Below are 6,793 nucleotides of genomic sequence, written 5' to 3' on the forward strand. Positions count from 1 at the left end.
GCTATATCTTGCTGTATATCTTCGGTATTCTCTTTAACAGAATTTATATTCTGTCCATTTTCATATGCTTTATCCCTAATATTTTGCATGGCATCTGTAAGATTGTCTAAGTCATCATTAGTAGCAAACATCTCGTCCGTTTCATCACGAGTATAATAATTTGTTAAATCGACATTAGGAGAAATACCGGTTCTGGATGCCGAACTTGTAGAATTCTTTTTTATTTTGTCTAATTCGTCTTTGATATATTTGACTCTATGTACTCCTTGTAAACTGTTCAAATTTAAATTTTGTTTTAAATTTTCTTTGCGTAACTTTTCACTTATTTTAGGTAAGGGGATTTCTATATTGAATTTTTTTTCTAAGTTTTTTCGCTTGATATTTTTTTCTTCGCATTTTTCTTTGATTTTTTCGTTTTCTTCTTTTTTTATTATGTTCATTATTGGTGATTTATATTTGGGTAATAATAAGGAATTAGAACGCCATTCTTTTTTGAGTTCGATTTTTTTTGTGTTGGCTTTTTCTTTTAATTCTTTTTGTTGTTCTTTGAATTTTTGATAAAAATGTTTTAACTCTTCTTTTCCTAGTATATTAATTTTCCTATTTAATTTCATATTTTTATAAAATAATTTTTCTCTTTCTTCGTAGCTGTTTTCCATTTTAAAAAATAAATAATTTTGTTTCGATGGATTCTTTTCTAATTTAAGTACTTCTTCTTTTATTTTTTCTTTTCTTTTTTCTTCTTTTATTTGCTCCTCGCTTTTTTCTTTTGGTGAAAGAGTTATCTGCTCCTCGCTCTTTTCACCCCCCTCCACCTTGTCAACACCCTGGGGCTCTTTTTTTTCGTCGATTTTTGTTATATTTTCTTTGTATAAATTAATATTTATTTTTTTTTTGTTGTTATTTTTCAAAAATCTTTGTATGTCGATTAAATCTTCGTCTTCGTATTTTTTTATAAAATTCTGAATTTATATGTTTTATTTTAATGTTTTAGATTTTTTTATTAAAATCTGAATTTATATGTTTTATTTTAAATGTTTTAGATTTTTTTATAAAAATCTGAATTTATATGTTTTATTTTAATGTTTTATATTTTTTATAAAATTCTGGGATTTTAATAGGTTTTTGCCATTAATGCTAAATGTTTTGCCGGTTTGCCACAGTGTGGGCAGGTCTTTTCAGTTTCAATATTTTCCTCTTGAATTCCTAAAATGTCAACATCAGTTTCCTCTTCAATGGCCTTTCCACATTCCTCATCTCCACACCAGTGGAAATTGACAACATTTCCATCGTCAACAACTTCAGCAACATTTTCAAGGGATTCAAGATAAACCACTCTTTCTTCCTGATTTTTCCAGGCTTCAGCCTTAAGGTTTTCTTCAATTTCCTTGAGCAAGTCTTCCACTTTTTCAGGAATGTTTTCATCAAGGGAAACTTCAATCTTCTCTCCGGTATCACGTCTTCCAATGATTGCAACATTGTTTTTAAGGTCTCTTGGTCCCAATTCGAATCTAAGAGGAGTTCCCTTCAATTCCCAGTCATAGAATTTTTTACCCGGTCTAAGGTCCCTTGTGTCCATTTCAACCCTTATTCCATTTTCCTCAAGGGAATCCTTGATCTTTTCACATGCTGCCATAACCTCTTCAGCACCATCCTTGAAGATGATTGGAATGATTGTGATATGTTTAGGACTTATTCTAGGAGCAAGTCTTAATCCCTTTTCATCTCCGTGAGAAGCGATACTTGATGCGATTACCCTGTCAGAGACTCCATAACAGGTTTGATAAGCGTATTCATGTTCACCTTCCTTGTTTTCAAAGGTGATGTCATAGGTTTTGGAGAAGGTTTGTCCCAAGTTGTGAACGGTAGCTATTTGCAGGGTTTTTCCATCAGGCATTATTGTATCGAAAGCCATAGTGTATTCTGCACCAGGGAACTTGTCCCATACAGGTCTTTTGCTGATGAGATATGCAATGCCCTGTTCGTCAAAGAATTTCTTGTAGATTTCAATTCCGGTTTCAACTTGTTTTTCAGCCTCTTCAGCTGTAGAGTGAACAGTGTGAGCTTCTGCAAAGGTTGTAATTTCCCTTACCCTTATGAGAGGTCTTGTATGTTTGGTTTCATATCTGAAGGTGTTTACAACTTGGTATTGCTTGATTGGCAGGTCAATGTGTGACCTTACCCATAATGAAAACATCGGATAGATTGATGTTTCACTGGTAGGTCTTATGACTAGTTTTTCATTCAATTCCTTTTGTCCACCGTGGGTTACCCAATAAACCTCATCTTCAAATCCCTTTACATGCTTGCCCTCTTTTGCAAGTTCGCTTTCTGGAATTAGAAGTGGGAATAAAACCTCATCATGTTCCTTGTCCAAAAGCTCTTTAAATATTTCCAAGGTGTATTTTCTTATTTTAAATCCATATGGGAGCCAAACGCTCATTCCTTTAATAGGATATCTTGAATCAATTATCTGTCCTTCTTCTAAAATGTTATGGAACCATTCACTAAAATTCTCCACATTATCACCATAAAAATAATTTTAATCCTTTATAATTTGTATAAGAATTATATAATAATTTGATTAATTGAAATTCAATTTTTATATAGTATATTAAAATATGTTTTTAATTAATTATATAGTTTTTAGATTTTTAGACTTTTTTCATTAATTTTTTATCATTTTTTCGGATTTTGAAATTTTATTCCATTTTCCTTTATGAATTTTTCAGGGATTTTTTTAAATTTAAATCAAAAGTTTTTTTATTCATATCAAACATATATTAAATTAATATTTAATTGACATGCTAAAATTTTAAATTCTAATGATAATTTTAAAGGAGAATAATATGGATTCCAAAAAGATTCAGATGCCAAGGGAAGTGCATATAGGTCCAAATGTCTTGGATGAAATTGGAGAGATATGTAAGGATTTACGTTTATTTGATGAGGCTCTAGTTGTTTCAGGTTACCGCACCTTTGATGTGGCAGGTAAGCAAACGGTTGAGGCTTTGGAAAAATCTGATTTTGGAGTGGATGTTGTAAAGGTTCCAGACGCTTCAGAAGACTCAGTTTTAAAGGTTCAGGATAAAATTGCCAATGCTTCTGTTGTATTAGGTGTTGGCGGAGGTAAAATCATTGATGTTGCAAAATTGGCATCAACCAATGAGCATTCCTATTTCATTTCCGTTCCAACCACGGCTTCTCACGATGGTATAGCATCTCCAATGGCTTCAATTAAAAATGGAAAGGGTTCCATTTCTAAAAATGCCAATTCTCCAATGGCTGTAGTGGCTGATACAGGCATTATCAATAATTCTCCTTTTAGATTGATTGCTTCCGGTTGTGCAGATATCGTATCCAATTATACTGCTATCAAGGATTGGAAATTGGCTTACAGATTAAGAAATGAATCTTACAGTGAATCTGCTTCAGCATTGTCCCAAATGACTGCAAAGCTTATTATAGACTCTTCCGACAGTATTAAGGAAGGATTGGAGGAAAGTGCTCGTATTGTGGTAAAGTCACTATTCAGCAGCGGTATGGCAATAAGTATTGCAGGTTCAAGCAGACCTGCAAGTGGTTCTGAACACCTTTTCTCACATGCATTGGACAGGATTGCCAAAAAGCCTGCATTGCACGGTGAACAGTGCGGTGTTGGAACAATAATGATGATGCATTTGCATGGTGGGGACTGGAAATCAATTCAAACCATTCTTAAAAAGATCAAGGCCCCAACAAATGCAGCTGAGTTAGGAATTGATGATGAGGATATCATTGACGCTTTGACTATGGCACATACCCTAAGGCCTGATAGGTATACCATTTTAGGGGACAATGGTTTAACCAGGGATGCTGCTATTAAGTTGGCTATAAAGACTGAAGTTATTTGATTTTTTTCCAAATTAAGAATTTTAAAAGTTTTTAATTTTTTTATCAATAAAAAAATTATCAAATATTAGATTTCAGTTTAAAAATAGAAAAGTTTTTTAATTGTTATTCCTTGATTTTAGTGTGTTAAGTTTGATTTATTAATAAAAATTGAGGATTATGATTATATGATTACATTGATTGGTAAAAAATTGGCAAGGGAAGGTGAAAGTTTTCTTTTTTATGAAGCGGCAGAGGAATGTTCGAGTTGCCGTTTTAAGGCCACTTGTGTCGATTCTCTGATACCCGGACATATGTATACGATTACAGAGGTTCGGGATGTTGAACAGAAATGTCCTATTCATGAGGAGGAAAAGGTTAAGGTTGTTTCTGTTGAGGATGCTGAAATATGCATTTTAACAGATTCAAAGGGAGTCTTTGAAGGATCCAACTTTACTTTTTCAAGAAAGGGATGTTCAAATAAGGATTGTGACTTTAGAGGCATGTGTTTCCCGGATGGTATATTGAAGGAAGAAAAATGTACCTACATCAAGGACTTAGGTAAGTTTAAGGACTGTCCTAGAGGAAATCAATTGCAAAAATGTATTGTTAAGGTCCAATCTTAAATTTAATTGAAAATTTTTATTAGTTATTGTTATAATTTTGTTATTTTGTGATTTGTTGTTTATTATTTTGTGATTTGTTGTTTATTTTTTTGTTATTTTGTGATTTGTTTGGTGTTATTATGAGTCAAATGAAAAAAGATTGTGGTTATGCAGCTGCTGAACTTGTAAAAGATGGTCAAATTTTAGGACTTGGTACTGGTTCCACCACCCATTACTTTATTGAAAAGGTAGGAATGAGAGTAAGGGATGAAGGAATTTCAGTTATGGGAATTCCAACTTCATATCAATCCTTTTTGCTTGCTCGCAAATGGAATATTCCAGTAACCTCTCTTGATGAGCATGAGGTTGATTTGGCTGTTGATGGTGCTGATGAAATCGATCCTGACTTTAATTTGATTAAGGGCGGAGGAGCAGCACATACCTTGGAAAAGATTGTCGATTATTCTGCTAAGGAATTGGTAATTATTGCAGATGAATCTAAACTTGTAGACTGTTTAGGAGCTTTCCCACTTCCTGTTGAAATCATACCTGATTCAGTAAGTCCAGTTACAAAGGCTTTGGAAGATATGGGTGGTCATGTTGAAATCAGAATGGGCCAATCCAAGGATGGTCCTGTAATAACTGACAACGGCAATTTTGTTTTGGATGTTGCATTCGGCAAGATTGAAAATCCAATTCATATGGAAAAGGACTTAAACACCATTCCGGGTGTAGTTGAAAACGGATTATTCACTGAAATGGTTGACAAGGTCATTATTGGTTCCAAAGACGGTGTAAAATATTTATAATTGATTAAATCTTAATTTTTTAATCTTTAAAATATTTTATATAGTTTGGAAAATTTAAATAAATATTTAAAAAATAATTTCTTTAGGTGATGATATGGCATTTGGAGGTCCTAGACCATTTCCATCAGATTATAGGGAACTATTTAATAAGATTTTATTTTTAGCAGGAATTTTAATAATTATTTTTGCAATCCTATGGATTCTTGCTGAATTGAATTTGATTCCGGTAATAATATTTGTACTTTTCCCACAATTTGTATTGCTCTTAATTGGTATATTTATTGTTTATCAAGCTTGGAATCGTAGAAATATGTATTAAATATGTTTTTTTCTTAAAATAAAATAATTTTAGGATTTAAATAATTCTAAAATTTTATTTAATTTAATTTTATTGGATTTTATTTTATTTAATTTAATTTACTTTACTTTTATTAGATTTTATTTAATTTAATCTATTTTATTGATTATATTTTATTTAATTTATTTTTATTTATTATATTTTATTTAATTTATTTTTTTTAGATTTAATTTAATTTTTAATAAATTTTTAATGATTTTGTTATGTGTTTTTTATAATTTTTAATTAATTTTTAAATCATTTCAATGATTTTAATTTAAAAATTATTTCTTTTTTTAAACTTTTTACATTTTTTATTATTAAAATTAGCTATTTGATTGATTTTTATGGATTTGGAAAAATTATACGAAGAATTTGAAAGTGAAGATGAACTTAAGGACTTTTTGGATTATTTAAACTCTGGCAAGACCGTTAAGGGAGGTTCCAGAATTCATCTATATATGTCTTATCTTTCTCAGGAAGCATTGAAAATTACTTCTGACTTAAATAACAAATATCACAGTCCTAAAGAGGTTCAGAACATATTTGCAAAACTTACAAATACAGAAGTTAACAGAACTTTAGCTTTAATTCCTCCATTCAACACTGATTGTGGTAAAAACATTCATATTGGAGAGAATGTTTTTATCAATTCAGATTGCAAGATGCAGGATCAGGGAGGAATTTATATTGGAGATGATGTTTTGATTGGTCATAATGCATGTTTGCTTACCTTAAATCATGCATTTAATCCTAATGATAGGGCAGATATGGATCCTGCACCAATTCACATTGGAAATAAGGTTTGGTTAGGTTCCAATGTTACTGTTCTGCCAGGAGTTTCAATTGGTGATGGTGCTATCGTTGCTGCAGGAGCGGTGCTTACCAAGGATGTTGAAGCAAATACTGTTGTAGGGGGAGTGCCTGCTAAATTTATAAAAAAGATAGAAGAATGATTTATTTTATTTAATTCTTTTTTACTTTCCTCATATACTAAGTATTTAAATAAATCATTTCTTTATTTTTTTTATTTTTCTTTATTTTTCTTTATTTTTCTTTATTTTTTTTATTTTTCTTTATTTTTCATTTTTTATTCTAAATAATTGATTTTTATATCTATTTTTTTATTTTTCTTTATTTTTCTTTATTTTTCTAGATCGGAAGAGCGTCGT

7 protein-coding genes are annotated in these 6,793 nt (G+C 30.9%); 5 read left to right on the forward strand and 2 right to left on the reverse strand.

The annotated features are described in order from the left end of the window. The coding region (locus Q0138_RS04305) for a hypothetical protein (RefSeq protein ID WP_297981431.1) at positions 1-911 on the reverse strand (911 nt) is incomplete at its 3' end. A 203-nt stretch (positions 912-1,114) separates the two neighbouring features. Then, positions 1,115-2,521: a proline--tRNA ligase gene (proS, locus tag Q0138_RS04310; RefSeq protein ID WP_297981435.1), complete on the reverse strand. Its 1,407-nt coding sequence runs from the start codon at positions 2,519-2,521 to the stop codon at positions 1,115-1,117. Between the two features lie 328 nt (positions 2,522-2,849). Here proS and Q0138_RS04315 point away from each other — a divergent pair, with 328 nt between their 5' ends. The 5 genes from Q0138_RS04315 (at position 2,850) to Q0138_RS04335 (ending at position 6,577) form a co-directional block, all read left to right on the forward strand. Beyond that, entirely contained in the window at positions 2,850-3,893 is a 1,044-nt protein-coding gene (locus tag Q0138_RS04315; RefSeq protein ID WP_297981438.1) for an NAD(P)-dependent glycerol-1-phosphate dehydrogenase, read from the forward strand. Between the two features lie 165 nt (positions 3,894-4,058). Further along, on the forward strand, positions 4,059-4,496 hold the full coding sequence (locus Q0138_RS04320) for a UPF0179 family protein (RefSeq protein ID WP_297981441.1): 438 nt from the start codon (positions 4,059-4,061) through the stop codon (positions 4,494-4,496). A gap of 119 nt (positions 4,497-4,615) precedes the next feature. Then, entirely contained in the window at positions 4,616-5,284 is a 669-nt protein-coding gene (gene rpiA / locus Q0138_RS04325; protein WP_297981443.1) for a ribose-5-phosphate isomerase RpiA, read from the forward strand. 94 nt (positions 5,285-5,378) lie between these two features. Further along, positions 5,379-5,603, forward strand: a complete 225-nt coding sequence (locus tag Q0138_RS04330; protein ID WP_297981445.1) for a hypothetical protein — start codon at positions 5,379-5,381, stop codon at positions 5,601-5,603. A 365-nt stretch (positions 5,604-5,968) separates the two neighbouring features. Further along, positions 5,969-6,577, forward strand: coding sequence for a DapH/DapD/GlmU-related protein (locus Q0138_RS04335; protein ID WP_297981447.1), 609 nt, complete (start codon positions 5,969-5,971; stop codon positions 6,575-6,577). Positions 6,578-6,793: the final 216 nt, after the last annotated feature.

Source organism: uncultured Methanobrevibacter sp., assembly GCF_937906425.1.
Lineage (GTDB): Archaea > Methanobacteriota > Methanobacteria > Methanobacteriales > Methanobacteriaceae > Methanobrevibacter.

Coding starts and splice junctions, on each gene's coding strand:
- Q0138_RS04335 (WP_297981447.1), top strand. CDS start 5,969: ATGGATTTGGAAAAATTATACGAAGAATTTGAAAGTGAAGATGAACTT.
- rpiA (WP_297981443.1), top strand. CDS start 4,616: ATGAGTCAAATGAAAAAAGATTGTGGTTATGCAGCTGCTGAACTTGTA.
- Q0138_RS04315 (WP_297981438.1), top strand. CDS start 2,850: ATGGATTCCAAAAAGATTCAGATGCCAAGGGAAGTGCATATAGGTCCA.
- Q0138_RS04320 (WP_297981441.1), top strand. CDS start 4,059: ATGATTACATTGATTGGTAAAAAATTGGCAAGGGAAGGTGAAAGTTTT.
- Q0138_RS04330 (WP_297981445.1), top strand. CDS start 5,379: ATGGCATTTGGAGGTCCTAGACCATTTCCATCAGATTATAGGGAACTA.